The 25,619-nt window shown below is 46.9% G+C and carries 30 protein-coding genes; 9 read left to right on the top strand and 21 right to left on the bottom strand.

Translation table 11 applies throughout. The features are described 5' to 3' along the window. Positions 1 to 4: 4 nt before the first annotated feature. Positions 5 to 2,497 carry an ATP-dependent helicase HrpB gene (gene hrpB / locus RQP52_RS04555; protein WP_315949723.1) on the bottom strand — a complete coding sequence of 831 codons (2,493 nt, stop codon included), beginning with the start codon at positions 2,495 to 2,497 and terminating at the stop codon, positions 5 to 7. A 194-nt stretch (positions 2,498 to 2,691) separates the two neighbouring features. On the opposite strand from hrpB, the gene RQP52_RS04550 reads away from it, so the two are divergent. Together RQP52_RS04550 and RQP52_RS04545 are read left to right on the top strand one after the other, a co-directional pair. Further along, positions 2,692 to 2,946, top strand: a complete 255-nt coding sequence (locus RQP52_RS04550) for a YpbS family protein (protein WP_315949722.1) — start codon at positions 2,692 to 2,694, stop codon at positions 2,944 to 2,946. A 14-nt stretch (positions 2,947 to 2,960) separates the two neighbouring features. After that, the gene (locus tag RQP52_RS04545; RefSeq protein WP_315949721.1) at positions 2,961 to 3,125 is read left to right on the top strand and encodes a hypothetical protein; all 165 of its coding nucleotides are present in this window, start codon (positions 2,961 to 2,963) and stop codon (positions 3,123 to 3,125) included. A gap of 432 nt (positions 3,126 to 3,557) precedes the next feature. Here the strand turns inward: RQP52_RS04545 and RQP52_RS04540 are convergent, their stop codons facing one another. The 3 genes from RQP52_RS04540 to RQP52_RS04530 are packed head-to-tail and all read right to left on the bottom strand — an operon-like array spanning position 3,558 to position 4,807. Then, the gene (locus tag RQP52_RS04540; RefSeq protein ID WP_315949720.1) at positions 3,558 to 4,196 is read right to left on the bottom strand and encodes an NUDIX hydrolase; all 639 of its coding nucleotides are present in this window, start codon (positions 4,194 to 4,196) and stop codon (positions 3,558 to 3,560) included. A gap of 36 nt (positions 4,197 to 4,232) precedes the next feature. Next, positions 4,233 to 4,487 (bottom strand): DUF2164 domain-containing protein, encoded by a 255-nt coding sequence (locus RQP52_RS04535; RefSeq protein ID WP_315949719.1) that lies wholly within the window; start codon positions 4,485 to 4,487, stop codon positions 4,233 to 4,235. Between the two features lie 11 nt (positions 4,488 to 4,498). Further along, on the bottom strand, positions 4,499 to 4,807 hold the full coding sequence (locus RQP52_RS04530; RefSeq protein WP_315949718.1) for a Dabb family protein: 309 nt from the start codon (positions 4,805 to 4,807) through the stop codon (positions 4,499 to 4,501). A 200-nt stretch (positions 4,808 to 5,007) separates the two neighbouring features. On the opposite strand from RQP52_RS04530, the gene RQP52_RS04525 reads away from it, so the two are divergent. The 3 genes from RQP52_RS04525 to RQP52_RS04515 all read left to right on the top strand — a co-directional run bounded on the left by RQP52_RS04525 (position 5,008) and on the right by RQP52_RS04515 (position 6,743). Continuing rightward, a complete protein-coding gene (locus RQP52_RS04525; RefSeq protein ID WP_164819703.1) occupies positions 5,008 to 5,184 on the top strand; it encodes a hypothetical protein in 177 nt (58 codons plus the stop codon). 145 nt (positions 5,185 to 5,329) lie between these two features. Continuing rightward, on the top strand, positions 5,330 to 6,319 hold the full coding sequence (locus RQP52_RS04520; RefSeq protein WP_315949717.1) for a YpdA family putative bacillithiol disulfide reductase: 990 nt from the start codon (positions 5,330 to 5,332) through the stop codon (positions 6,317 to 6,319). A 121-nt stretch (positions 6,320 to 6,440) separates the two neighbouring features. Next, positions 6,441 to 6,743, top strand: a complete 303-nt coding sequence (locus RQP52_RS04515; protein ID WP_315949716.1) for a hypothetical protein — start codon at positions 6,441 to 6,443, stop codon at positions 6,741 to 6,743. Between the two features lie 63 nt (positions 6,744 to 6,806). Here the strand turns inward: RQP52_RS04515 and RQP52_RS04510 are convergent, their stop codons facing one another. From RQP52_RS04510 to RQP52_RS04460, 11 genes are all read right to left on the bottom strand, one after another. Beyond that, positions 6,807 to 7,370, bottom strand: a complete 564-nt coding sequence (locus RQP52_RS04510; RefSeq protein WP_315949715.1) for a DNA-3-methyladenine glycosylase I — start codon at positions 7,368 to 7,370, stop codon at positions 6,807 to 6,809. Between the two features lie 81 nt (positions 7,371 to 7,451). Next, complete coding sequence (locus RQP52_RS04505; protein WP_315949714.1) at positions 7,452 to 8,258, bottom strand: TatD family hydrolase; 807 nt, start codon at positions 8,256 to 8,258, stop codon at positions 7,452 to 7,454. After that, a complete protein-coding gene (locus RQP52_RS04500; protein ID WP_315949713.1) occupies positions 8,255 to 9,019 on the bottom strand; it encodes an ABC transporter ATP-binding protein in 765 nt (254 codons plus the stop codon). The genes RQP52_RS04505 and RQP52_RS04500 overlap by 4 nt, the downstream gene beginning before the upstream one ends. An 18-nt stretch (positions 9,020 to 9,037) precedes the next feature. Then, complete coding sequence (locus RQP52_RS04495; RefSeq protein ID WP_315949712.1) at positions 9,038 to 9,805, bottom strand: ABC transporter permease; 768 nt, start codon at positions 9,803 to 9,805, stop codon at positions 9,038 to 9,040. Beyond that, positions 9,805 to 10,095 (bottom strand): thiamine-binding protein, encoded by a 291-nt coding sequence (locus tag RQP52_RS04490; RefSeq protein WP_167054316.1) that lies wholly within the window; start codon positions 10,093 to 10,095, stop codon positions 9,805 to 9,807. The genes RQP52_RS04495 and RQP52_RS04490 overlap by 1 nt, the downstream gene beginning before the upstream one ends. A 27-nt stretch (positions 10,096 to 10,122) precedes the next feature. Next, positions 10,123 to 11,166: an ABC transporter substrate-binding protein gene (locus RQP52_RS04485; protein WP_315949711.1), complete on the bottom strand. Its 1,044-nt coding sequence runs from the start codon at positions 11,164 to 11,166 to the stop codon at positions 10,123 to 10,125. Positions 11,167 to 11,503: 337 nt separating this feature from the next. Further along, the gene (locus RQP52_RS04480) at positions 11,504 to 12,355 is read right to left on the bottom strand and encodes a patatin-like phospholipase family protein (protein ID WP_315949710.1); all 852 of its coding nucleotides are present in this window, start codon (positions 12,353 to 12,355) and stop codon (positions 11,504 to 11,506) included. A 237-nt stretch (positions 12,356 to 12,592) separates the two neighbouring features. Beyond that, on the bottom strand, positions 12,593 to 12,748 hold the full coding sequence (locus tag RQP52_RS04475) for a hypothetical protein (RefSeq protein WP_315949709.1): 156 nt from the start codon (positions 12,746 to 12,748) through the stop codon (positions 12,593 to 12,595). A gap of 61 nt (positions 12,749 to 12,809) precedes the next feature. Then, positions 12,810 to 14,375: a DUF3369 domain-containing protein gene (locus tag RQP52_RS04470; protein ID WP_315949708.1), complete on the bottom strand. Its 1,566-nt coding sequence runs from the start codon at positions 14,373 to 14,375 to the stop codon at positions 12,810 to 12,812. Next, positions 14,372 to 15,907, bottom strand: a complete 1,536-nt coding sequence (locus RQP52_RS04465; protein WP_315949707.1) for a sensor histidine kinase — start codon at positions 15,905 to 15,907, stop codon at positions 14,372 to 14,374. The genes RQP52_RS04470 and RQP52_RS04465 overlap by 4 nt, the downstream gene beginning before the upstream one ends. A gap of 13 nt (positions 15,908 to 15,920) precedes the next feature. Beyond that, a complete protein-coding gene (locus RQP52_RS04460; RefSeq protein ID WP_315949706.1) occupies positions 15,921 to 16,301 on the bottom strand; it encodes a hypothetical protein in 381 nt (126 codons plus the stop codon). 308 nt (positions 16,302 to 16,609) lie between these two features. On the opposite strand from RQP52_RS04460, the gene RQP52_RS04455 reads away from it, so the two are divergent. Then, complete coding sequence (locus tag RQP52_RS04455) at positions 16,610 to 16,927, top strand: hypothetical protein (protein WP_315949705.1); 318 nt, start codon at positions 16,610 to 16,612, stop codon at positions 16,925 to 16,927. Between the two features lie 114 nt (positions 16,928 to 17,041). Beyond that, on the top strand, positions 17,042 to 17,677 hold the full coding sequence (gene udk / locus RQP52_RS04450; protein ID WP_127456463.1) for a uridine kinase: 636 nt from the start codon (positions 17,042 to 17,044) through the stop codon (positions 17,675 to 17,677). A 47-nt stretch (positions 17,678 to 17,724) separates the two neighbouring features. Here the strand turns inward: udk and RQP52_RS04445 are convergent, their stop codons facing one another. Continuing rightward, a complete protein-coding gene (locus RQP52_RS04445; RefSeq protein WP_315949704.1) occupies positions 17,725 to 18,960 on the bottom strand; it encodes an MFS transporter in 1,236 nt (411 codons plus the stop codon). Next, positions 18,875 to 19,417: a hypothetical protein gene (locus tag RQP52_RS04440; RefSeq protein WP_315949703.1), complete on the bottom strand. Its 543-nt coding sequence runs from the start codon at positions 19,415 to 19,417 to the stop codon at positions 18,875 to 18,877. Before RQP52_RS04440 ends, RQP52_RS04445 begins: the two co-directional genes overlap by 86 nt. 170 nt (positions 19,418 to 19,587) lie before the next feature. On the opposite strand from RQP52_RS04440, the gene RQP52_RS04435 reads away from it, so the two are divergent. Beyond that, complete coding sequence (locus RQP52_RS04435) at positions 19,588 to 20,703, top strand: aminopeptidase (RefSeq protein ID WP_315949701.1); 1,116 nt, start codon at positions 19,588 to 19,590, stop codon at positions 20,701 to 20,703. Positions 20,704 to 20,787: 84 nt separating this feature from the next. Here the strand turns inward: RQP52_RS04435 and RQP52_RS04430 are convergent, their stop codons facing one another. Next, complete coding sequence (locus RQP52_RS04430) at positions 20,788 to 22,269, bottom strand: L,D-transpeptidase family protein (protein WP_315949700.1); 1,482 nt, start codon at positions 22,267 to 22,269, stop codon at positions 20,788 to 20,790. Positions 22,270 to 22,446: 177 nt separating this feature from the next. Here RQP52_RS04430 and RQP52_RS04425 point away from each other — a divergent pair, with 177 nt between their 5' ends. Then, positions 22,447 to 22,581 carry a hypothetical protein gene (locus RQP52_RS04425; RefSeq protein ID WP_258567612.1) on the top strand — a complete coding sequence of 45 codons (135 nt, stop codon included), beginning with the start codon at positions 22,447 to 22,449 and terminating at the stop codon, positions 22,579 to 22,581. A gap of 73 nt (positions 22,582 to 22,654) precedes the next feature. On the opposite strand, the gene cyoD is transcribed toward RQP52_RS04425, so the two are convergent. The 3 genes from cyoD to RQP52_RS04410 are packed head-to-tail and all read right to left on the bottom strand — an operon-like array spanning position 22,655 to position 25,585. Continuing rightward, the gene (gene cyoD, locus RQP52_RS04420; protein ID WP_315949699.1) at positions 22,655 to 22,987 is read right to left on the bottom strand and encodes a cytochrome o ubiquinol oxidase subunit IV; all 333 of its coding nucleotides are present in this window, start codon (positions 22,985 to 22,987) and stop codon (positions 22,655 to 22,657) included. 1 nt (position 22,988) lies between these two features. After that, entirely contained in the window at positions 22,989 to 23,606 is a 618-nt protein-coding gene (cyoC, locus tag RQP52_RS04415) for a cytochrome o ubiquinol oxidase subunit III (RefSeq protein WP_315949697.1), read from the bottom strand. Beyond that, a complete protein-coding gene (locus RQP52_RS04410) occupies positions 23,606 to 25,585 on the bottom strand; it encodes a cbb3-type cytochrome c oxidase subunit I (RefSeq protein ID WP_315949696.1) in 1,980 nt (659 codons plus the stop codon). The genes cyoC and RQP52_RS04410 overlap by 1 nt, the downstream gene beginning before the upstream one ends. Between the last annotated feature and the right edge of the window lie 34 nt (positions 25,586 to 25,619).

The following is a 25,619-nucleotide window of genomic DNA, read 5'->3' as shown; positions in this document are numbered from 1 at the left end:
TAAGTCAAACACGCGGTTTCGCTCGATTCGTCGGCATTGCGGCCATCGGATCGTCCGGCCAATAATGCTTGGGATAACGGCCTTTGAGATCTTTTTTGACCTCGAAATAAGCCTCGCGCCAAAAGCTCGCCAAATCCTTCGTCACCTGAACGGGACGCTGTGCCGGCGATAATAAATGCAGGGTCAGCGGCACCCGGCCTTTGGCAATTCGCGGAGTGTCCGACAACCCGAACATTTCTTGCAGACGCACAGATAAAGTCGGCGATTCTGTCACGCTATAATCTACGGGAATACGCGAACCGCTTGGTACTTGAATGTGTGTTGGCGCCCACTCATCCAACCATCGCCGCTGCTCCCATGTTAGCATTTCCTCTAATATATTTGTCAAGTTAAGCCGCCCAAGGGCACCTTTACTTGTCATCCCGAAGAGATGCGGCGCTAACCAATCTTCCAGTGCTTCGAGCAGCGCGCCTTCGCGCATATCGGGCCATTCGCCTGCATGATGATGATGCAGAAAAACAACTCGCTCCTGCAGCTGGCGCGCACTGCGGCTCCAAGGCAGCAGCTCCAGCGACTCAGCCCGAATGCCGGCAATCAAGGCTTGCACGAGCAGCTCTGGATCAGGCTCCTGCAAGGGCTTCTCTTTCAGTATAATCGCGCCTAATCTTAGGCGCTGTCGGGCTCTGACTGCGCCGGCCGCTGCATCCCAAAGCACTTCCTGTTCCTGCAGGAGTTGAGCTCCGAAAGCTTGCAGCAGATCTTCCTCCTGTACAGGGGCAGCAAGAAAAATTCGGCTTTCCGCACCGTTGTCATCCAACTCGGCCGCCACGAGATAACGTGCGTTCGAGAGTTCCTGCAGCTCAGGCAGCACGGCTCCACGCCCGCTGCTGAGCAAGAACCGCCCTGCCGATCGCCGCTGCGCGACGCGATCGGGGTAGGCGAAGGCGAGCAGCAAGCCGCTCGCCGATGCCCGCTGCTCGCTCGGCCGCAAGCCGAGCGACTGCATCAACCCTTTGGCCTCCGCCGTTATCCGGCGGCATAGGCCAAAGTCAACGTCCGCGCGCTGCTCGCCCTGTGCAGCGCGCCAAAGCACTTCGATGCGGGTGCGCACATCCGCATCACGGCCTCGAGCGCCCGCCAGGATGTCGCGCTCGCTCAGCATAACGGCGAGCTCGCACGCCAGCGCACCAAGCTTAAGCGGTATGGCTTGCAGCACCATGTGCGCAAGCCGTGGATGCAAGCCTAACGCCGCCACACGCTTCCCGTGCGGTGTTAGGCCGCCGTCCTCGTGCAGCGCGCCGAGCTGCACGAGCAGTTCCCGCGCCTGCTGATAAGCAGCAGCAGGCGGCATGTCCAGCCAGACCAGCTCCGCTGGGTCTGTCACGCCCCAGGCGGCCAGCTCGAGCGCAAGCGGCGCCAGATCCGCTTCGCGGATCTCTGGCGTGGAGCTTGGCGCTAGCTGCCGCTGCTCGGTCTCGGTCCACAGGCGGTAACACACGCCTGGACCGAGACGGCCGGCCCGGCCTCTGCGCTGATCGGCAGAGGCGGCGGACACGGGCACCGTCGTGAGGCGAGTCATGCCGGTGCGCGGTGAAAAGCGCGGCACCCGCATGAGGCCGCTGTCGATCACAACCGTGACGCCTTCGACGGTTAAAGAGGTCTCGGCGATCGAAGTCGCGAGCACGACCTTGCGGTGCCCTGGCAGCAAGCAGGGCGCCAAGGCGCGATCCTGCGCTTCCTGTGCCATATTCCCATAGAGAGGTGCGATTTCCACCTCTTTTCCCAACTGCAGCGCCGCTAGGCTGCCCGCCACGCGATGGATTTCCGCTGCGCCCGGAAGAAAAACGAGCAAGCTGCCTTCATTTGTTTGTAAGGCTTGGCGAATGCTTTTGACTACTGTAGTTTCTAGTTTTTCCTCTTGTTTCGCATTCAAATAATGCGTGGCCACGGGATAAGCTCGCCCTTCACTTTGAATAATCGGAGCTTGATCCAGCATGTCAGCTACAGGCTCAGCTTCAATTGTCGCAGACATGATGAGAATTCGCAGGTCTTCCCTTAGAAGGGTTTGCGATTGACGGCTCAGCGCCAAGCCCAAATCTGCATGAAGACTTCGCTCATGGAACTCATCAAAAATAACAATCCCCACCCCCTCCAGGGCAGGGTCCGTTTGAAGCATACGGGTAAGGACTCCCTCCGTGATCACTTCAATCCGTGTTTTCGGTCCGACACAGGTATCATTTTTAACGCGGTATCCAACGGTCTGTCCAACAACTTCACCCAGAAGTCGCGACATATAACGGGCCGCAGCGCGCGCTGCCAATCTCCTAGGTTCCAGCATTAAGATCTTCTGGTTATGCAGCCATGTTTCTTGCAGAAGAGCAAGCGGTACTTGCGTTGTTTTCCCCGCACCCGGCTGAGCGACCAGCACTGCGCACGCCTGGGTTCGCAGTGCCTCCTTCAATTGCGGGAGAACCGACTCAATCGGTAATGTGTTCATTTCTTTCACTCCGAGCTGTCAATAAGTCTTATAATCGATTGATTCGTACGCATTGATCTGTTTTTAGGTCTTCACTCTGAAATGTCTGGATATTTGTCGATTATTATTCGGAATTCGGCTTGTAAAAACTGTTCCTGACCCACTCAATCGTGTATACTGAAGGAATATCTGGTCACGAAAAGGAGAACTTGAAGATGAATGTACACGAAGCGATAACCAAACATTCGAATGCTCAGCATCTGCACCTCGTGCGTTTTGCAGAACTGGACGCGCAGCGCGAGAGTGCGATTGATGCAGCAGTAGCACTGTGCAAAAGCGGACAGCCATTTACCGTTGATGCAATCAATGCGGTTACGGCTCAGATCATCGCCCACGCCAAAGAAGGTATTTCTCCTCTACGTTCTTATGTAACCGAGGACATGGTACGTGATTACGTAAACAAAGGGTAGGGAGATAAAGATCGATGGGAATACTCACATTTGTAGCAATGCTAATTATAGGATCGGCTTTTAGCGCCGGATTCTTGCTTTTGTTTAAACGTAAAATCGCGCTTGGAATCGTTTGTTTCGGACTCTCCATCGCAGGTTATATCGTTTACTCCTACATAGCGAATAAATACTTCGTTTAAATTGTTTTGGAGAACCGGTCGGCTTAACCGACCGGTTCTTTTATCTATTTGGGGTTCAGGCGTAAGCGAAGCTTAGCACTCCACCCCATGAATTTGCTGCTATTGCTTGAGCGGTTCCTCCCTGGCAGAACAAGGGGAACTACAGGGCGCTATTTCATTGAAACAGGCTCTTTTTTGCGCTTAGGGGAACTGTGGTCCTCTATTTATCCGTTTACATAAACAAAACAGGATTTGGCGGTTAAATAACGCCCTGTAGTTCCACTTAAACGCGGAAACGGGCTGAACTCGCCAGAATAGCAGACTGTAGTTCCTCAAGGATGTATCGCTCGCTAGTATGAGGTTACCCCCTCCGCCAAGCGTCGCAGTAACGCTGAGTTTTTAGCGGCAAGGGGAGTTCTCCACCGGCGCTATTTCATCGAAATAAGTTCTTTTTCATGCAAACAAGTCATGTTTCCTTAACGTTTGAAAAACAAGATCATAATAAGCCGCTGGATGTGGGACCAAATCATTCACAGACACAAGCAAACTCGTTTCCTCCAGTTGTCCGTTTCGTCCTGTTCGATAGCCCGCTGCTTCTAATTGTCCGATTTCTCCATGCACCAAACGCTCTAACTCCGCTGCACTCACTTTAAATAAACCGGTTACCTCATCTGCCTGTAAAACATATTTGTCCAGAGATTGATCGCAGCGGTAAATAAAAACATGGCAAAACTCACGATCGATAAGATGTTCGGACATCAGATCCTCTTCAGCAAAAAGTCCGCACGGTATCAGTGCATTGAAGTCCACGGTCAACCCCAGCTCTTCCTTCATCTCGCGAGCGCCATCTTGAACGGTTTCCCCCGCTGCTAGATGTCCTGCACAGGAGATGTCGAGCAGATTCGGAAATAAATCCTTATCTGGATGTCTTAACTGAAGCAACAGTGCAGGCTCTTCACTTTCCAGACTTACAATCCAACATTGAAAAGTAGCATGCCATAAACCTTTTGCATGAACCTCGGAGCGTGGCGCTTGTCCAAGCCAATTCATTTTCTCATCATAGATATCAAACATTTCTTCGGACTTATTCAACGTGCTCTATTCCTCCTCAGACCAACCTGACACAAGCTATCTGCGCGTTTTTTTGGAGATTTTCATCGCGTACAGATCGTCTTCCAAGACACTCATTCTATCCATTAACGTCTTGCTGGCATCTTCAATCGCCTGATTATAAATAGGTGCCGCCACTTGTTGGATCATATAGTCTAACAGTTGCTCCGCCGCTAAATTGCCCATCGTAACACCATGATCATTTTCCATATGTTCCTGCAAGTCGCTGATCAGTATATCTTTCTCTTCCTTGGGTAATTTGAATGGTTTCATCTTGAAGCTCCTTATTCGTATACAGTTAAATCAATTTCTTGAAAACGGCTGACTTCATTTACCCAACGCTCTGCAACATATTTCGTATGTACGGGATGAACATTATACGCGTCATAGGCCGCTTGATCCGCAAAAACCATTGAAAATCCGAAATCATAATCCGTCTTGGCACTCACTTGACGAAATACTTCAAATTGCTCGACCCCAGGTATGGCCGCAAGTTCTTGTGCGCTTTCTTTGAGAAACTGCTCCGCTTCGGGAGTGTCCTTGCCAACTTGCAAATTAAAAACAACCATATGTTTAATACGCTTTGAATTCATCGTCTCATGTCTCCTTTTTTATCCAACTTCACTTATTATAGCGGATTTTGTTGGTGTGAACTACACAACCTCAAGATCAGCTTTCATGCATGTCTCTAAAGAGATTTTTCGCGCTCCTTCCTTATTATGGAGAATAAAATTGTCCCCAAGTGTACACGTTAAGGCTGAACGTTAATCTGACGCAGAAAGGATGGCAAACGATGGAAAACAAAAAACATACCGGCAACTACAAAGGAACAACGAATATGAATGCAAAAAATCAGGACATGGAGTTCGTGAATGACACGTTAGAGAATGCACCTAGTATCACCCCCGTCAATTTAGCTAAAGACGATATTAGCGAAAGTGATGAGGGCCATCAATTGAATCAGAAGTAATTCAGGCAGCGTAAATGAAGGGCAGATTGCTTTCCGAAATTTATCGGTCGGCTCTCTGCTCTATTTTTGCTTGCCCGAACTTGGCATCCCCTTCAGCTTGCGCTACTATAGGATGAGGGAAATGCTAAGAGGAGGTTGTCATACTTTGGAACAAGTTATCGTCGTAGGGGCAGGGCCTTGCGGATTGTCCGCCGCCGTAGCTTTGCAGCGTGAAGGGCTTTCCCCCTTAGTGATAGAAAAAAGCTGCATCGTGAACGCAATCTATTTGTATCCTACGTATTTACAGTTTTTCAGCACACCGGAGCTGCTCGAAATTGGCGGCTACCCTTTCTCCACCCCTCATGAAAAGCCATATCGCCAAGAAGCACTGGTTTACTATAGAGAGGTCGCCAGAAGAGAGCAGCTTCGTATTAATTCCTATGAGGAAGTTGTTTCTATTGAACCAATAGAGACAGGATTTAGCGTCCATACCGCTGATCAATTTGGCAAAAAGAAAGTCTATACAGCTAAGAAAGTTATTGTAGCTACCGGTTACTTTGATCATCCTAATATGCTTGGAATCCCTGGAGAGGATCTGCCGAAAACGACGCACTATTACAAAGAAGCGCATCCTTATTCGGGTACTAAGGTGGCCATAATCGGCGGAAACAACTCCGCTGTAGATGCCGCCATGGATTTACTTCGAGTAGGCGCTGAAGTCACGGTTATTTATCGGGGAAAAGATTTCTCGGCTAACATTAAACCATGGGTCCGCCCTATTTTTGAAAGCATGGTGAACAAAGGAAGAATCCAGATGTGGTTTGATTCCCAGGTTGAACACATTGATGAACACTCCATCCTGGTGCGAAAAGAAAGCGAGCGAGTCACCTTGGATAATGACTTCGTGTTGGCCCTAACCGGCTTTCGACCTGATCGCGAGCTGCTGACTTCGCTCGGCGTCGGTTTTCACGAAGAAACGAATGCTCCGATTGTTAATCCCGAAACGATGGAATCGAGTATCCCGGGGTTGTATGTCGCGGGTGTCGTGGCTTCCTCCAAATATGATGCGAACGAAATTTTCATTGAATCAGGCCGAATGCATGGTTTAGCGATTACCAAACATATCATGTCCACAATTACCCTTCAATCTAGCTGATTGAAGGGTTTTTTCTATGAAAATATTTCCTGTTTTTCATAGACCCCTCTTCCAATGCGAACATTTGTTTGATATAATAAAAACAAGAACAAATGTTCCATTTAGATGAGGAGGTAGTTACATGATGAACGCCAGTCACAATTTCCGGTTTATTGAGAGAGATTATTGGTACCACAAGGCATTGTGTGACACTGACCATCTGCTCCCTGGACAGATTGACGCCATGCTGGATGAAGCACATACTCACTATGCCGATTATACGTTCAAGTTCTATGACGACGGCTCCGTGATTATCATAGACAACGACACGAATAACCGAATTAAGCCAAGAGAATTAACTGGCGCCGTTTATGATTTTTACGTGCGCAAGCGGATCTATTTAATTAAATATAATTTGATGGAGAAACAACTCCAATATGCCTGAGTGAATGCACACAAAAGGCCATCTGCTAGGGACTTTCATCCTTAACCGATGGCCTTCTCCTTTTTAATTCACACCGTGATAACGAAAGCACTTTTGATTATGATCGTTCACCATGCCAACGGCTTGCATATACGCGTAGCAAATCGTTGAACCTACGAACTTGAAACCACGTTTTTTCAAATCCTTGCTCATGGCATCTGAAATCTCCGATGTCGCCGGCACATGACTCATGTCCGTCCAGTGATTCATGATCGGTTGACCGCCTACAAATCCCCATATATATTGGTCGAAAGACCCGAATTCTTGCTGCACTTTCAGATAAGCTTTCGCATTCTGGACTACGGCTGCGATTTTCAATCGATTGCGCACGATCCCGGGATGCAGCAGCAGCTCTGCCAGTTTCTTGTCATCATACTGTGTGATGATTTCCGGATCAAATCCATCAAATGCTTCGCGATAACCTTCCCGTTTTTTCAATATGGTATACCAGCTTAATCCAGCTTGTGCCCCTTCCAGATTCAGCATCTCAAACAATTTGCGATCATCATGGACCGGAACTCCCCATTCATGATCATGGTAATTGACATATAACGGATCCTCATTGACCCAAGAGCATCTGACCGTCATTTTATACACTCACCTCATCTAGATATCGAACACTTGTTCTCTTTCATTATAGAACCAATGCGAACAGATGTCCAGTTTCAATTAACCAAGGGTAAGCAGGTTGTAAAATTGTTTCGTATTGTGCAGGACCGTTTCCGCCACGATGTCTGACTCCACGGCATGCAGAAGCGAAATCTGCTCAATGACTTTGTGAATCATTTGCGGATGTGTCATCTGACCTGCGAAGATTCCTTCGAACGGCCACGGTCCGTCTGTTTCGACCATAAGTAGCTCAAGCGGATAATTTCGAACGAGCTCACGAATTTCTTCTTCATAGAGTACATCCGGCGTGATGGAAATGTAATATCCAGCTTGAATCATACGTTGAACGGTTTGGGGGGAGCCTTTAAACCAATGAAAATGCGCCTTTGAAACACCATGCTTCTCAAGAAGATCGCACACAACATCGGCATCTTCATACACCGCATGCAGGACAACAGGCTTATCTAACTTTGCTGCCAGCTCCAAGAATCGTTCCAGCAATTGAACATAAGGGGTGTAATCAAGTTGTTCCCCCCTATCTTCAGCTTCGAGCCTCCTATAATACGGCAAGCCAATCTCACCCACTGCGACCATTGTATTCGCGCGCTCGCTTATCCATTTTAACAGCTCCTGGAGGTCGGCCTCATGTGGGATCTCTTGCTCAGGATGAAAGCCATACGCCGGGTAAACCTGATTTGGCGCTTGTAGGCTCAGCCTTTCCGTTGCCAAACAGGATGTCAAGTGTCTGGATACCGCAATCAGCGCCTCGACTCGCGATTGATCCAGCTCCGACACGATCTTCTGAGCTTCTGTTTCTGAATACATATCAAGATGTATATGTGCATCAATGGCATTGTTATTATTCATGTTAGGATCTCCTGACGCAATAGGCTCTGAATATGTTGGCGGAGCTCGTGAAATTTCGGGTCCATCATCACTTTTTCATGTCGTGGCCGTTCAAATGGCACAACAAATTGTTCGAGTACTTGTGCAGGCTTGCTCGAGAGAACATAAATGCGATCCGAGAGGAATATCGCCTCTTCAATGCTGTGTGTTACAAACAGAATGGACCGTTTGTTTTGTTCCCATATATTTAGCAGCCAAGACTGCATTGCTTGCCGTGTTAGTGCATCCAAGGAGCCGAACGGCTCATCGAGGCACATGACCTCTTGGGGGCTCAAAAGTGCCCGCAGGAATGAAACCCGCTGCTGCATACCACCTGACAACACATGCGGCAGCTCGTGCTCATAGCCACCTAATCCAACCTTAGGCAGCCATTCTCTTGCTTTGTCCAAGGCATTAGCACGCGATACCCCTGCTACCTCCTGCGCGAGCGCTACATTCGCTTCAATAGAGCGCCAAGGGAATAACGCCGACTGCTGCGGCATATAGCTGATAAGCCCTTTGGCTCCAGTCACGTTGGAGCCATCCAGCCAAACCTCGCCTTCGGAAGGAGCGATGAGACCTCCGATGATGTGAAACAGCGTGCTTTTCCCGCTTCCGGATGGCCCGATGATGGAAACGAATTCACCCTCTTTGACATGCAGCGAGATATCAGAAAGCACGGGGACCCGCTGTTTTTTGCCAGTGAACGTGTGATGGATCCCTTTCAGTTCTAATTTGCTCAAGTTCCATTCTCCCCTTCCTTAAGACGACCGTTTCGCGTTCCACCGAACAACGAGCTTTTCAAGTCCGGCAATCAGCCAGAAGAACAACAAACTAAGCACAACAATGATTAATATGGCGACAAATTCGCGATCTGCACGAAAACCTGATTTCTGCAAAATCATATAATATCCCAGGCCGACACCGCCGCCCAGCCACTCTGCAATAACAGCTCCCATGACGCTGTATGTAGCGGAAATTTTGAGCCCGGTAAACAGAAACGGAAGGGCATGCGGCAGCTCTAATTTATAAAAAATCTGCCGCCTGCTGGCGCCAATCATTTGCATATAGTTGTACATGTTTCGGTCCGTCTGCATAAATCCGTCAAGCGTTGACATGGTGACAGGAAAGAAACAAACTAATGCGATCAAAATAATTTTAGGTAAAATGCCGAAACCAAATAAAATAATTAGCAGCGGTCCCAGCGCGATAACCGGGACGTTTTGCGAAAGAATGAGGAGCGGATAAAATCCCGCTTTCAGAAAAGGCACTCGATGCAAGCAGCTTGCTACGATGACACCTCCTGTTACACCAACAATAAACCCTATTAACATTAAACGAACTGTAGCAAATGTGTGCATCCATACCCGAGGCATGTCCGTTGTACCGTCCTGCCAGATCTTGAGCGGACTTGGAAGCAGCCAGCTAGCCGTTCCTCCCCAAGTCACCGCAAGCTGCCAAATAAGCAAGAGAAGGATGACCACAACAATCGGTGGCCACCCTGCTTTCAATCCGTTCTTCATTTTCATTATCTGTATTTCTCCGTCAGTTTGTCCATCGATGCGCCGGACGGGTTAAAATAGATTTTCACTTGCGAGATAACGTTGGGGCTGCCCATCTCAATCATCGCTGCGTTCATATCTTGGATGATCAGCATAAGCTGATCCAGTTCCCCTTCCATCGTCGTCTCAAGTGGAGAAACGAAATATTTCACACCTGACTTGGCGATGACTTCAATCGCCCGATCCACATACGGGATCACATCTTCATTGTTTTTGGTTTTGGGAATAATTTGAATACTTACAAGTGCGTTAGCCATCGTAAATGCCCCTTCCGAGTCATAAAATTATTTCGTGACAGCAGGTAAGAAATTGTTCGTAAACGCTGCATCAACATCGAGATTTTTCTCCAAAAGCTTATGCTCCAACATCCAGTTCGCATAATTTTCCCATACTTGAGGCTTTTGTTCGCCCCAACGCGGCGCATCATCCTGATAGCGAGGGCTAAGCCATTTTTGACTGGCCATCACGAGTTTGGCATCCAAATCAGGTACGGCTTTGATCAAGATATTAGCGGCATCCTCAGGCTTGCTGATCGCGAATTGATAACCCTTGGCTGCTGCGGCAGTGAACGCTTTAACAAGCTCAGGCTTTTCTTTAATCATTTTTTCATTTGTAGCTAATACAGGAGTATAGTAGTCCAGTTTATCCGAATATTTGTTCAAATAAATCATATTCATCGGCTCTCCGCGAAGCTCTGCATCCACACCTGTCCAAGCATAATAAATCCATGCGAAGTCGATATCTCTTTTGACCGCTGTGAAATAATCGGCATCACCGATATTCACGATTTTCACTTTGCTTGGATCGGCTTTCTCGGATTGCATCAGCGAGTCGATCATTGCGCTTTCAGACGGAGCTCCCCAACCACCGTATGTTTTTCCTTCGAAATCCTTAGGCGTTTTAATGTTTTTCGCTACAGGTGAAGCAAATCCTGATGTATTATGCTGAATAACAGCTGCAATGGAAACGAGGGGTACACCTTGGATGCGACCTTGCGTGATGCTTTCTTGATAGGAGACCCCGAATTCAGCCGCTCCCGAAGCAATCATCGCATCCGCTCCGGCGTCGCCAGGCGCAATGATTTGAACATTCAGTCCTTCTTGTTCAAAAAATCCTTGGTCTTTCGCCACATACAGACCCGTATGATTGGTGTTCGGCGTCCAATCCAGAACAACCTTTACATCCGTAAGCGGTTTTGCCGAAGCGGCTGGGCTGGTTGAATTAGCCGGGCTAGCCGGATTAGCTGGTTTAGCCTCTTGATTCCCGCAACCTGCTGCAAGGACAGTCAAGCTAACGAGCATGAGTGGTGCAATTTTTTTCCAGTTCATTTCTTGTTTCCCTCTCCCTTATATCTATATAACCACAAGAAAAAGCTCCCGTTATCCGGGAGCGCCATTGGTAGAAAAATGATAAACCCATACAAAATTAATAAATAGACAAACATTTTGTGTGAATTCTCTACGCTGGCATTACCCAGATCAGATTAACGGTTAGTGACATTTCGGTCACAATCTCAGCCTGACGACTCAAGCTCCCGTGGGTTCTTATTGGTTTGATATTACCATACCGCATGTTCGCTATGAATGCAAACAAAAACCACCATTCCTTTTCATAGTAATCGCAGTTCATATGAACATTCGGTTACTTTTTCTTCTTATCCATCGATTAATTAACAAGCCAGTCTTTCAATTGAGAGCCTAGCCGCTTCGCATCCTGATAACCCAACTCATGTAAAACTTCGAGTTTCTTAGGATTTTTCTCCATTCGACCTACCAGCACTTTGGACGATGGGCGAATGACGATCGCGCTGCCATCCGCTTCCATTTGCCTAACGAGCTCTAGCGTGCCGTTATAAATTTCACTGCGATTAACTAACACATCTACCAAGCCATCATATTTCGGGTAGAAGCTTTTAGCTAACCAGCGCTGTTTAAAAGGGGTCTTGCGGTAACCCATCTCTTTGGTTAATACGATGATATGTTTTTTGTTCCCGTCTGCGACCGACTTCCTCACAGGGATAGGGTCTACCAAGCCCCCATCAAATAAGGTGCGTCCCTCATAATGGATGGGCTGCGCAACAAACGGCAGCGAACTTGATGCTTGAACGATCGGCATCGTTTGTTGGTCGAGCTGATGCTTCGTATAATAGACCGGTTCTCCTGTGTGCGCATCGGTAGTTCCAATAGCGAATTGCTGGGGGGAACGATAGAATGCATCGTAATCAAACGGCACTAAATGATTAGGCAGTTCATTAAAGATGAAATCCATTCCAAAGATGCTTTTATGACGCAATAAATTGCGATAACTTAAATAGCGATGATCTCCAATATAGTCAATGGTCACTTTCTTATTGCGACCAGGTTGTTTCGAAATATAGGATACCGCGTTGCAGGCCCCCGCTGATACACCAACCACATACGGAAAATACCAATCTTGCTCCATAAAGTATTCCAAGACTCCCGCGGTATATACGCCTCTCATACCTCCGCCTTCCAGTACGAGTCCAATTCCTTCCATGGTGACACCTTCTTTCTCTCTGTCTCTAGCCCTTTATTAGCATACAGGAAATGTCAATTAAAATAAATGCTCCTCCGTCTCCGTAAGAGTGACAAAGAAGCAGGTTCAAGCCCTTTTTTTATATGGATTCGGGAATCACACCACATAATCCGCGTTTTTGACCAAATTTTCATATGCCTATAAGAAAAGGCTGCTCGCAGGTCTTTCGTGACCTTTTGAACAGCCTTACCGCTTTAACTATGAATTCGTTTTGTTAATGTTGTTTAAGCTAGGTGGAAATTCAGCAGCATTCTGCTTCTTTAACGTCTGAGCTTCTTCCATCAAAGAAGCATCATTCTGTTGATTATTTTTCTTATCAGGACGATTCACTTTGGTCATTGCCTTCACCTCCATCATCTCCCACCTAGTATGAGAAGGCTGACGGCTTATTATGCTTTTTCGATCCTTAATGCCGTTAACGTTGTTCTCTGTAGAGCTCCTTGATCACCAGAAATTCATCCAAGTGCTCCAGAAAAAGATCCACAACCACGGGATCAAAATGACGGCCGCGTTCGGATTTCAATAAATCCAGCACCTTCTCCAGCTCCCATGCTTTCTTATAAACACGATCACTGCATAGTGCGTCAAACACATCGGCTAACGCCGTAATACGCCCATAGACGTGAATATCCTCGCCGCGAAGTCCATGCGGATACCCTGAACCATCGAATCGCTCATGATGCTGCTGAGCAATGATAGCCGCTGCGTTCAACACTTGCTTGTTCGAATGCTTCAGCATTTCATAACCCAAGTTCGAGTGGGTTTTCATAATTTCGAATTCTTCCTGTGTCAATGGGCCTGGCTTATTCAGTATCGCATCCGGAATCCCGACTTTCCCCACATCATGCATCGGTGAGGCTAGACGAATAACCTCTGCTTCCTGTTCTGACAATCCGTATTTTATCGCCAGCAAACGCGAATATTCCGCTACTCGCTTCACATGATGTCCTGTTTCCCGGGATCTTGTTTCCGTGATTTCACCCATCGTATAGATGATTTCTTGCTGTGTACTTTCCAATTCTTCATTCAAATAGATATTCTCGAAAGCAACGGAAACGTTCGTGCAGTAGATATCGATCAAATACCGCTCCCACTCGCTCAGCTCTTTGAAGCCATTCATATAAATGACATTCTCCATACCCATCTTGCTTTGAAAATAAATCACAAAACGGTCGGAAGCGAATGAGCTTTTTTTCGTTAGAAAAGCGAGCTCAATCTCACCAAGAACGTGCTCGGGAACGACATCACGCGCTCTTTCATCCTGATTGGACGCATAGTCGCCGCTCGCAGCCAAGATATAAATATCCTCGACGCCTTTTGTTACGGCAAAGCTGCAATGTATAGCATTTTTATGCAAGTTAACGATTGAGGTCATTTGCATCAATACGCCCGAGGCAAACTTCTTCATAGATTGCAGCTCAAATAGCGTTGCCGAAGATTTAATGATTTCCTCCAGGCCTGATCTGCTTTTCTCAATTGTCTTCAAATCCCGATATGAGCGCAGCGCGGTAACGACGGTCGTGAACAGCTTTTGGGTCGTTAGCTCGGTTTTCTCTTTGTAATCATTAATGTCATAATCCATAATGACGGTACGCTCAGGAGCTTGACCGGGTTGGCCTGTACGCAAAATAATTCGTATCGCTGTATTTTTTAATTCCTCGCGTATATATCTTACAGTTCGAAGCCCTGCATCTTCCTGTTCCATAACTACATCGAGCAAAACCAATGCTGCATTAGGCTGCTGCTCTAGGACTTGTTTGGCTTCTGCTGCGGAAAAAGCGCTATGAAACTCCAACTTCCTGCCATCAAACTCAAAATCCTGCAAAACCATCTTCGTCACTTGATGAATCTGTTTTTCATCATCGACAATTAAGACAATCCATGGTTCCTGTTCCATCACCAAATCATTAGTGGGAACGTTCTCTTCCTCATCAGCAAAAAGAAGTTCATCCAGGTCCATTAACCCATCCTGTCTCGTCATAGCTCTGACTCCTCCTCTAACGGAATCGTGATCATAAACAAACTGCCTTGTCCCAGCGTACTCAAGCACTGGATGTTGCCATTCAGCGATTGCGTGACAAGGTTATAAACGATATTCATGCCTAAGCCGGTACCTCCTTTCCCGCGGCTGGTCGTAAAGAAGGGGTCAAAAATATGATCCAGTACCTCCTGCGTCATTCCCTTCCCGTCATCGGAATAAGCGATCCGAATATGATCTTGGTGTTCAGTAACACGAATGCTCAGGCTGCCTTCATCCTCTGGCCCATAGGCATGATTCAATGAATTCATAACTAAATTCGTAACAATTTGCGATAAAGCTCCGGGATAAGTATAAAGATTAAGGCGGTCATCACAATAGATGTCTACACGAAGTCTCGTTTTCTTCAGTGATGGCTTTAAGCTGGCAACGATTCCTTCTAGATACTCCCTCAAAAGAAATGTACGCTTCACTTCCACGCTCTGATCAACGGAAATTTGTTTAAAGCTGCGAACCAACGAAGAGGCACGTTCCAAATTCGTCTGGACCATGGCGTTCGTTTCACCAATTATGGAAAGAAACTGCTCCAAATCAGACTTTTTCATTTTACCTGTTTCGTACAAGCTCCGGAAATCCTTCGTCTTCTGATCCAAATAGGTAATCGCGGTAACTCCGATGCCAATGGGTGTATTAATCTCATGAGAGACACCCGCAACAAGGTTGCCTAAGGCTCCCATTTTCTCGGATTGAACCAACTGATCCTGCGTAATTTGCAGCGTGTTCAGCGCCTGTTGGAGCTCCTTATAGCGTTCATCCAGATTTTTCACCATATCATTAAAAGCCTCGGATACTTCCGTAATTTCGGGAGAAGTCTGAAATTGCAGCAATGGAAGCTCCCCTCCCTGCTTGACAATTACAGCGGCTTCGCGAAGCTTGCTTAAAGGTCGAATAACAATTGTGCGTAAAATGAGCCAGAGCAAAACGGATAAGATAATAGCAATGCTAATTCCTACAGCTAAAATGAGTTTCGTGCGCTTCTTAAGCAGCACAGACTCCTCGGAAGAGTCGAAAATAACTTCCACCGCTCCAACAACCATGCCATCTTCCTGCAGCGGCGCAATGAGCCGAACAACCGGCTTCTCGTTTTTCGCCATCGGCAGCCGGTCTACGATCGTTTTGTCCTGCTTTGGGATAATAATGCTGGACGAATCCATACGCTTGCCGACCTGTTCGCGATCAGAAGCAGCCAATATAGCTCCGTCTTTGCTGTACAGCTTCATTTCGAGAACCCGCGTGTTTTTATATTGAATATAGTCAAAAATTTGCTGCACATCCGAAATCGAGCGGGATTCCTCGTAACGCCCGTTGATGGCGATGGTCATGCCGCTAATTTGGCTCACATAAGCTTCTTTGATGGATTGATTTAAACTCTTCGTATCGAACACCATCATCGTCGAAATCATAATGACCGTCACCGATGTAATTAGAAATACGATTCGTTTCTGTAAACTGAGCTTCTTTCGCAGTATGGGCATATGCAAGAGGCTCCTATTTCACGTCGAACGTTATCGTTTTGCTAACGTCATAAGGCGTATGATCGTTGTTATGTAAGGATACTTTGACCTCATGCGGCCCCTTGCTCAAATGATCCAGCACTTTCTGCTTGTCCGTCACGACAATTTTCTCGCCTTTATCCAGGGAAATATGGATATGACCTTCCCCTTCAACCCGTTGATGATCATAATGCTCCTTGGAAATCTTCAGGTCCGTCGTCATCTGCAGCGTTACGGCATCGCCATTGACAGCCGCGCTGACTTCTAACGTTGGCGTATACGCATTTGTCGGCGCTGTACTCGTTTTGGCTGACCCGCATCCGGAAATCAAGATGGCCATTGCAGCTGCCAAGCAAATACTTTTACAAAATCTCATCTTTTCATCCCCTATTTAATCGTTAATTGTCTATTCATGTCAAAAAAAGCTATCCTCTTTAGCTTATGAATATTCATATGGTTTGTCCACTTATATTTTGGAAACAAAACCCTTTATTTGAACGCTATTCAATGTATTCTTAATTTTCAGACTTTTCTTGTCGAATCATCATGAGAACGCTCACATTTTGCGCTTACCCAGGAAATAATTTCATTTCCCGAATTAAGAATGATTTCCCCAGCTTTGGAGCAATGTAGTAAAGTCACTGTTCATTTTAAAATAACACGATTCTTAGGAGGCTCTCCCCTATGTCCGACACCCGTGAGTTTTCGATGCAGGTCCAACACGCCATTGACGCAGCAGATCAAGCCATACGACTGGCTCAAGATGCTGAGTATAAACTGCAAAGAGCCATCATGCAGGCTCACCCTCAAGATATCCAATCCGCACAAGCTGCTCTAACGCAAGCCAAGCACAAGGTCAGAGATGCTCAGGCTCAGCTTCAAACCTACAATAATGAGCAGTACGGGCAGCAAATCCAGCAAACGCTGGAACAATTGAACCAAGCTTCTCAGGACGTCGATGCCAATCAAGTGAAATTTCACACCCCTAAGCAAATTAGGTAAACATCGGTTCTATGTAAAAGGTGATCGAAATTCGATCACTTTTTCTTTTTATATGAACAATATGTTAAACTACTGGGGAAGGTTTTCAAGTTATTTGGGGAGGCACTACATTTCATGCTCGTTATCGGAATTGCCGGAGGTACCGGTTCAGGAAAAACTACAGTAGCCAGATCGATCATTAATAAGCTGGGATCCACGAACGTGACATTAATTTCACAAGATAATTACTATCTTCATCATAGTGGTCTTACTTTTGAAGAACGGGAGCGCATTAACTACGATCACCCGCGCGCGTTTGAGAACGAGCTGCTGCTTAAGCATCTGAATGAATTGAAGAACGGAAACGCAGTCAATATCCCCGTTTATGATTTCTCGAAGCATGCGCGCTCGCAAGAAACGATCCGCGTTGAAGTTAAGCCTATTGTGTTGCTAGAAGGCATTCATGTATTAACCGATGAAGATCTTCGCAGCGCATTGAATATCAAGGTGTTTGTTGATACAGACCCGGATGTGCGTATCCTTCGCCGACTTTCTCGGGACATTAATGAACGGGGGCGCACGCTGCAATCGGTCTTCGATCAGTATTTGACGACAGTGAAGCCGATGCATGATGCTTTCATCGAGCCTTCCAAGAAATATGCGGACATTATTATTCCTGAAGGCGGAGAAAACCAAATCGGCATCTCCATGCTGACGATTCTGACGGAACGCTATATGACGGATCAGGCAGCTGATTATGAAATAGGTTAAAACATGCAAAAGACACTCTCGCCATTCTCGGGTAAGAGTGTCTTTCTTTATGCCGCAGTTTCACGGCGAAACCTAAGCCCAGAAAGTGCGAATAGGACGTAAATGAGGCTGAGCATATAAAAAATACTGGCCACATTCGAGTAACGAATAGCTATTCCTCCGATTAAAGGGCCCGCAATGCTCCCTACACTGTATTGAATAGACGCCAATACGTTGGCCGTGGGAAGCAGATGTCTGGGTAAAATGTCTGCCGCATAGGCTAGTCCAAGCGAAAAAAACGAGCCTACCATGCCTCCGGCAATGGCAAATAACAAGCCAATCAGCCACAGTTTCGTGCCTGCAAATGGGATACAAAGAAAGGCTAATGCGCCAATAAGTCCAGATGAAATGAGGATTTTCTTCCGCCCGATGCGGTCACTCCATATGCCCAGCGGCAGCTGCATGATAAGGCCCCCTACCCCCATGACAGGCAGTAAAATGCCGATGTTAGCCTCTGACAGACCTATGCGTAAACCATACAACGGAAAGTTGCTATTCATAGAAGCTTCCATATACCCATATAGAAGCGAAGTAATTAGCGGAAACCAAGCAATGGCAGCCACTTTAGAAGCACGTTTATGTACAGCTTCCACGCGCTCGCCTCTTTCAGGACGCTCATTTTTCAGCCTTGTCATGAGCAGCAGAATAATAAGAAAAAAGCTGCTCGTGGTCAGAAACGGCCCCCAAATCCCCACTTTTAAAAGTGTAATCCCAACAGGCCCTAAACTGAATCCGATGCCATATGCCATTCCATACAGCGTGATATTGCGTCCTCTATGCTCTTTGGGGCTGGACGTTACAATCCATAGCTGTGTGGCATAATGAAGAGCGCTATCCCCTATTCCAACCATTAAGCGAAGCACAAACCAGAATCCAATATGCTGCCAGGCAGGAAATAAGCAGTTCGCCGTGATGACCAGTCCCATCCCAACCATAATGACCGGCTTATAGCCAAACCGCCTGACCGGCTTTTCGATGAAGAACATCGTCGAGAAGATGCCGATATACAGGGCAGCGGCATTCAGGCCATTGGCATCGGTAGATACCCCCGATCGATCCAGCAAAATCGTTAGCAGCGGCAGAAGCATGCCTTGACTCATACCTGCTACAATTATCACCATAATTAATATGGTTAATTTTTTGGGGGCCAGCCCCTCTTTAAGAGCCATTTCCAAAACGAACGGTTTCCCATCTTTGAGCGTAATCGTGCAGCTTGCCATGGAGCGGGACATGGAATTGCTCATGAATGTATAGTCTTAGGTTCTTAATCCATTCCTTAAAGGACGGATACGTAACGAACAAATTGGCATAGCGATCACTTAGGCATAAAAAATAAGGACCTGATGATTTCTCCGTTAAAAAATGCAAGGAAGTGTCCATAGGGGTATATTTCTTACGTTTTCCCTCCCATGTGTCCACATCTACTTGAACCGTGGTGCTCACTTGTTTCACAAGGCTTTCCAAATGCTTCACTCGGGCATAATAGGGCATACTGCTCGTAATATCCATTCTACGAAGCGTTTCTTCATGCTGTGGGTAAAAGATGGCTCTGACGAATTTCTTCTCTTCCGCCCATGCCGTAAAAGCCTGCATGTCGGACTCCGTCCAATCTTCGAATGTTTCGAATACAAACACTGTCCCTTTGTGCGTCTGGGCAGGGGGTTCATACCCGAAAGGCACTTTAATCTGCTCTCTTGCCATGCATGTCCTCCTCTTGATGTTTGATTTCCTCAAGCAAGTCTTGTACTTCACAATTCTCTATTGTAGCATACCCTTTAAAGTTCTATGAAATGAGGGCTCAATTGGCTTTAAGGCTCCCATTGCGATATACTTTCTAAGTACTAATTTTCAATTAAAGGGAGACCTATAGCATGAGAGATCCGCGACTTCAAACATTTGCCCGCAACATTATCCGCTATTCCGTTAGTCTTCAACCTGGAGAGAGCATTCTGATTGAGATGATTGGCGTCAAAGATCCCGAACTCGCCAAATGCTTCATCGAAGAAGTATATGCCGTAGGCGGCAAGCCATTCATTGAAATGCGTGATCCTATGGTCATGAGAAGCTTGCAAATGAAAGGCACTCAAGAACAATTTAGTGAATGGGCTGATTTCGAGCTTGCCCGCATGAAAAAGATGGATGCTTATGTAGCCGTTCGCAGCGGAGACAACATTACAGAATCGTCAGACGTGCCTGATGAGCAAATGCGCCTGTACTTGAAATATTTCCAACGTCCTCTCTTTGACGAGCGCATTAACAATACCAAATGGTGCGTCATGCGCTACCCGAATCCTTCAATGGCCCAGCTAGCCGGCAAAAGCACCGAGGAATTCGAAAATTTCTACTTTGATGTTTGCAACCTCGATTACAGCAAAATGGCGACAGCTATGGAATCGCTGGTAGAATTGATGAAGCGGACAGATAAAGTCCGTCTTGTTGCCAAAGGCACGGACATCTCCTTCTCCATCAAAAATATTGGCGCAGTCCCTTGCTCCGGGCTGAGAAATATTCCGGATGGCGAAGTGTACACAGCCCCAGTGAAAGACTCTGTGAACGGTGTAATCAGCTACAATACACCAACGATCTACTCCGGCACTTCCTTCGAGAACATCGTGCTTCGTTTCGAAAACGGGCGTATTGTGGAAGCGACCAGCAATGACACCAAGAAATTAAACGATATTCTGGATACGGATGACGGAGCTCGTTATATCGGTGAATTCGCTATCGGAGTGAATCCTTATATTCAGCATCCGATGAAAGACATTCTATTCGATGAGAAGATTGACGGCAGCATCCATTTCACACCTGGCCAAGCCTATGAAACTGCGGATAATACGAACCGCTCTTCCGTTCACTGGGATATGGTTCTGATCCAGCGTCCGGAGTACGGCGGCGGAGAAATTTACTTTGACGATGTACTGATTCGCAAAGACGGACGTTTCGTCCTACCGGAGCTTGAGAAGCTGAATCCGGAAAACTTAATGTAATCAAATAAGCAGTTGAGGCATCCGGAACGATCGGATAGCTTCAGCTGCTTTTTTATGTAATGGCACTAAATTTGGCATAAATACTTACCCAAGCCAATGGAATATGACGTCTTCCGGCGATTCATCCAAGGTCGGCCGCGAAGCAGGAATAAGCAGATTGATGTTCTTCAGCTGTTCATGGCTTGGCGCAGCCCATGTTGATGCCTGGATCTGAACTTCTGCGCCCTTAGGCACAAATGGAAAGAGCTGCTGCACGTCCCCATTCGTTAATCTCACACATCCCAGCGATTTGTCCGAACCGATGGAACTTTCATCGTAAGTGCCGTGAAGCGCAATTGCGCCCAACCCCAAACCGGCTTCCCCGTAGCTTTGCGTGCGGCTTCCCTGAGGATTTTGCACGCGGTCCTTCACTAGGAATTGACCTAGCGGAGTGCGATCATTCGCGCCAAGACCGATTTCTTTATCCCATAAAATATAATCTCCACTAACAAGTTTAAGTTGATGTTCCTTTTTATTAATTTCAATATGAACGGGTTCGTAAGGAATGTCCTGTACACCAGCAGAATTCGGATAGAACATCTGCGACGGGTTTGCCGCATCCGGTGTATAAACCCATCCCCCATCCCCCGTGAAAGCCTCGGAAATGCCATTAGAGCCCGTTGTCGCTTCCAAAGGGATAAAGCTAAGATAGTTGTTCGGAAAATCCTGCAGCAGTGCATCCAGACGGGCTGGCGGGCCGCCATGATCTTTGGTGTATGCCGTCAACGCCGTGCGAACTAAATTAGCACCAATCGCACTAAGCGGTTGGTGCTTTCCAAATTCGGTATTCAAGAAACGAATTTTTACGGCTTCATCTGTTGCAGGATGGTACTCAGCAACGACCACAGCACTCTTCGTCAGCTCCTCATCCCTGAGAAGCATGGTTTTCCCCTGAGACGTGTTATCCTGGGAAATAACGCCGTAAATCAGGATATTCGTTTGCGGCATTTCCTTAGCCAGCTCCAGCGCTTGTTTGTGCAAGGCGGTTTCAATCGCTTTGTTCTCGGTCTCAGGCGCGATATACATCACGAAAGGCGCGTCAACCGTTTCGTAAGTGATGTCGCTGCCAGCGCCCCAGACCTTCATCGTAGAAATGGTTTTGTAAAGCGGATTGCTCCCTGCAAACAAAACAATTAACAAGAGATTAAGGACGAGTAGAACGATGAGCAGCGTTTTCATAAAAGGCGGCAAAATCCCCTTCGCTTCCTCCGGAAACGCATGCTGCATGTTCATCGCATGTGCAGCCTTCTCCTCTTCGATGTCGCGAATCGCTCGATTCGCGGCGGAATAGAACGGCGATGGGTAGGTGCGAAGAACTTCTTTGTAATGAAAAATTGCTCGCTTAAAATTTCCTCTCCTTTGAAACTTTTGTCCGATCTTATAATGAGCTTCCGGTGAAGTAGCATCCAGATACCGGATCACCTTCTCATAGTACATAGGATCGGATGGTGAAATGAACAAGTTCTTGCGCAAATGAATGAGATTGTCATCGAGATGGTTACGAAATCGCTGGTTACGGCGTATCATTCGGCTCCTCTCCGTTCAATAAATTAGCTTGTCCATAATAGATGACTGATACGTTTAGTATCTCTGATACATAATGTATCATGTTACCTGCATGAAAACAACCCTTTTCTTGCTTCCTGAATGCACCAGCATGAACCTTTCCGATTTAGCAAAAGCTGAATTTCGGAGGTGATAAAGATGAGTGGGAGAAACAGCAAACCGAAAAACAACGGACCATCCGGCAGCCCTTCTCGCCTGGATCAATTTGGAGACAAGGCCGCCCAACAAGATAAACGTGAAATGAAAGAGCGCAATAACAAGTCATCATGCTAGTCTCCTAATAGGAAAAAGACGCCCCTTCCCGCGCGATTGCGGTTTAGAGCGTCTTTTCCTTTTAACCTTTGTATTAATGCGCCACTTGGTTGTAGGTCATGATCCAAATGGAACCGCCAACGATGGTCACGAGAATAATGAGACCAAAAATCAGCGTCATAATATTCCAACGCGCATTCTCGCCTTCCTTCACATGCATGAAGAAGAACAATTGTACGGCAAATTGCAGAATAGCCATGATGAGAATCAAAACCAGTGCTCCAGTCTTACTCATCATGTGGTTCATAACAACAGCCAGCGGAATGATGGTTAAGATGATGGAGAGCGCGAAGCCGATGATATAAGATTTTAACGACCCGTGTGCATGGTTATCGTGAGTTCCTGTATGGTGTTGGTGCCCGCTCATCTTACATCACCCCCATCAAATAAACGATTGTGAAGACAAAGATCCAAACGACATCAAGGAAATGCCAGTACAGAGAAATAATTTCCACTTTGCGCTTGGTCACAGCTGTAATGCCTCTGCGTCTAAGCTGCAGGATTAACCCGATCATCCAGATCAATCCCACTGAAACGTGAAGCCCGTGCGTCCCTACGAGTGCAAAGAAACCGGACAAGAAAGCACTTGTACTAATGGATGCTCCCTCGTGATTCACCATGGTAACGAATTCCGATACCTCAAGCCCGACGAAGGAAGCCCCTAGAATCACGGTAACAATTAGCCAGCCGATCAACTGCTTCATGTTGCCCTTGTTCATACCTAACACCGCTAAACCGCTAGTGAAGGAGCTCGTAAGCAAAATGAATGTCTCAGCTATGATACCCGGCATTTTGAAAAGCTCTTCCGGTGTAGGTCCCCCATTTGTATTCTGATGAAGAACCATATATGTGGCGAATAAAGATCCGAATAAAATGACATCCGTGATTAGAAAAATCCAGAATCCGAAGGTCTTGAGCGATTCGTGATCATGTTCATGGTCGTGTGCATGAGCGTGTTGCCCACCGTTCGCGGCTGCATGTGCCATTAGACTTTCGCTCCTTTCAATGCGGCTTCTGTACGTTTAATTTCGTCTACCGGAATGTAGTAGTCCGTGTCATAAGTAAATGAACGAGCTATCATACAAATTCCGACACCGATCAGCGCTGGAATCGTGAGCCACATCCAATCCCATACGAAACCAAATCCTGCGAAGAACCAAAATGCAGACTTCAAGAATGGAATAGCTGAATTTTTTGGCATATGAATCGGTTCATAAACGACTGGTGCCGCTGCTGCTGCTTTAGCTTGGGTACCTTGCTTCTGCTTTGTCTCCCACCATGCATCGATCGTAGACACTTGTGGAAGCACAGCAAAGTTGTAAATTGGCGCCGGTGAAGGAATCGACCACTCAAGCGTACGTCCATCCCACGGATCTCCAGTTACATCCGGCTCTCTGAACTTAATGGAGTGCGCAATCTGCCATACTTGGAAAAGGAACCCGATCCCCATCAAGAAACCGCCGATGGTGGATACCAAGTTGAGCGGTCCCCAGCCCATATCGAAGTCGTACGTATACGTACGGCGAGTCATACCATCTAAGCCTAAGAAATATTGCGGCATGAAACAAACATAGAAGCCAATGTTCCACAGCCAGAAAGCCCATTTGCCTAAGTGCTCGTTGAGTTTGAAGCCGAACATTTTCGGCCACCAGTAGTACAAGCCTGCGAAGTATCCGAAAGCTACACCGCCAATTAAAACTTGATGGAAATGCGCGATCAGGAAGTAACTGTTATGGAATTGGAAGTCAGCAGGTGCCACAGAAAGCAGGACCCCTGTCATACCCCCTACGACGAAACACGGTATGAACGCAATCGTCCACATCATCGGCGTCGAGAAACGAATTTTCCCTCTGAACATGGTGAATAACCAGTTAAACACTTTGACCCCGGTAGGAATCGCAATCAGCATCGTCGTAAGTGCGAAGAACGCATTTACATCCGCGCCTGAGCCCATCGTAAAGAAGTGATGCGCCCATGTGAAGAAGGACAATAAGCTAATGATGAACATAGCGAAAACCATGGATTTGTAACCAAACAATTTCTTCTTGGAGAACGTTGCAACAATTTCCGAGAAAATCCCGAAAGCTGGAAGGACAACAATGTAAACCTCAGGATGTCCCCACATCCAAATCAAGTTGATGTACATCATCGGATTTCCGCCGCCATCCAAGGTGAAGAAATGTGCGCCGAAGAAACGATCCAGGAACAACAACGCTAGAGTTACCGTTAGAATTGGGAAAGCAAAGATAATGGTGACGCAGCTGGAAAATACGGACCAAGTAAACATCGGCATTTTCATCAGAGTCATGCCTGGCGCACGCATTTTGATAATCGTTACGATAAAGTTAATCCCTGTAGCCAAACTACCGATACCTGAGATTTGAATCCCCCAAATATAGAAGTTCTGTCCGACGCCCGGGCTGTGGGAAAGCTCGGAAAGCGGCGGATAGCTAAGCCATCCTGCATCCGGTGATCCACCGATGACGAACGATACGTTGAACAACATCGCTCCCCAGAAGAACAACCAGAAACTGAGTGAGTTCAAGAAAGGATAAGCAACGTCCCTCGCTCCAATTTGTAGAGGAACAACGATATTAAATAAACCGAACATGAGCGGCATCGCCATGAACAAAATCATAATAACACCATGCGTTGTGAAAATTGCGTTATAGTGATCGGCTTGTAGAAACTGCATATTTGGCACTGCGAGCTGTACACGCATCAAAAGCGCGTCAACGCCGCCGCGGAAAAGCATAAGGATGGAACAAATGATGTACATGATTCCGATCCGTTTATGGTCAACGCTTGTTAACCACTCCCGCCAGAGCCAGCCCCATTTCCTGAAATAAGTCAGTACGAAAACCATAGCAATCATCGAGAGCCCGATACTTACCTGAGCGCCCAGAATAAGCGGGTCGCCCGTTACGAAAAACTCTGATGCGAACTCTTTAATACGATCCAACATGAGCATGACTTCCTTTCGTAAAAACTTCGTTCTA

Origin of the sequence: Paenibacillus violae, assembly GCF_032461945.1 — a bacterium.
GTDB lineage: Bacteria > Bacillota > Bacilli > Paenibacillales > NBRC-103111 > Paenibacillus_E > Paenibacillus_E violae.
The sequence above is the reverse complement of the archived record's forward strand: the minus strand, read 5'-3'. Positions and strand labels throughout refer to the sequence as shown.